At 62.7% G+C, this 1,668-nt stretch carries 1 protein-coding gene; it reads left to right on the forward strand.

The genetic code is table 11. The features are described 5' to 3' along the window. The first annotated feature begins 3 nt into the window (after positions 1-3). A complete protein-coding gene (locus AC07FN_RS45860; RefSeq protein WP_478401377.1) occupies positions 4-1,668 on the forward strand; it encodes a sodium:solute symporter family protein in 1,665 nt (554 codons plus the stop codon).

A 1,668-nucleotide genomic window follows, 5' to 3' on the forward strand; every position in this document is an offset into this window, starting at 1 on the left:
CAGCTGCTGGATGCCAACGCGGTGGATTTCGCGTTGTTGGCGTTGTACTTCGTTTTCGTGCTGGGTATCGGGTATCTGGCGCGGCGTGCGGTGTCCACCAGTCTGGATTTTTTCCTGTCGGGGCGGGCGTTGCCGGCGTGGGTGACGGGGTTGGCGTTCATCTCGGCGAATCTGGGTGCGATCGAGATCATCGGTATGTCGGCGAATGGTGCCGAGTACGGGATGCCGACGATGCATTATTTCTGGATCGGTGCGGTGCCGGCCATGCTGTTTTTGGGCGTGGTGATGATGCCGTTCTACTACGGCTCGAAGGTGCGCAGTGTTCCGGAGTTCATGTTGCGCCGCTTCGGGCGGGCGGCGCATCTGGTGAACGGGATCAGTTTCGCGGTGGCGCAGGTGCTGATCGCGGGGGTGAATCTGTATTTGCTGGCCAGCATCGTGAATGCGTTGCTGGGGTGGCCGTTGTGGTTGTCGGTGTTGCTGGCGGCGGCGATCGTGTTGTCGTACACGGCGTTGGGTGGGTTGTCGGCGGCGATCTACAACGAGGTGTTGCAGTTCTTCGTGATCGTGGCGGCGTTGTTGCCGTTGACGATCATCGGGTTGGTGAAGGTCGGTGGGGTGCAGGGCCTGATCGAGAAGGTGTCGGCGGGTCCGGGTGGTGCGGAGCAGTTGTCGGCGTGGCCGGGTAATGAGCTGACCGGGTTCGACAACAGTGTGCTGTCGGTGGTGGGGTTGGTGTTCGGGCTGGGTTTCGTGCTCAGTTTCGGGTATTGGACGACGAACTTCGTCGAGGTGCAGCGGGCGATGGCGTCCAAGAGCATGTCGGCGGCGCAGCGGACGCCGATCATCGGGGCGTTCCCGAAGATGTTCATCCCGTTCATCGTGATCATTCCGGGGATGATCGCGGCGGTGCTGATCCCGGAGTTGGCGGCGTTCAAGCAGGCGGGTGGGTCCGGTGGTGGGGGTGTGGATTACAACGATGCGATCTTGTTGTTGATGCGGGATCTGCTGCCGAACGGGATTCTGGGGATCGCCCTGGCGGGGTTGCTGGCGTCGTTCATGGCGGGGATGGCGGCGAACCTGTCGTCGTTCAACACGGTGTTCACGTATGACATCTGGCAGTCCTATGTGGTGCGGGACCGGGCGGATGGTTATTACCTGAGCATGGGGCGTTGGGTGACGGTGGGGGCGACGCTGGCTGCGGTGGGTACGGCGTTCATCGCGGCGGGGTATTCGAACTTGATGGATTACCTGCAGCAGTTGTTCTCGTTCTTCAACGCGCCGTTGTTCGCGACGTTCATCCTGGGGATGTTCTGGAAGCGGATGACGCCGCATGCGGGGTGGGCGGGTCTGGTTTTGGGCACGGTGTCGGCGGTGGTGGTGTTCGGGTTGTCGGAGACCGGGGTGCTGGATCTGCCGGGGCAGGGTGCGAGTTTCGTGGGTGCGGGTGTGGCGTTCGTGGTGGACATCGTGGTGAGCGTGGTGGTGTCGTTGGTGACGCGGCCGAAGCCGGAGGCGGAGTTGGTGGGGTTGGTGTACGGGTTGACGCCGCGGGCGAGTTTGCAGGCGTCGACCAGTGGTGAGGACGCGGGCTGGTATCGCCGTCCGGGGCTGTTGGCGGGGATCGCGTTGGTCCTGATCATCGCCCTCAACATCATCTTCGGCTGA

The organism is Saccharopolyspora sp. NPDC045941 (genome assembly GCF_056431445.1).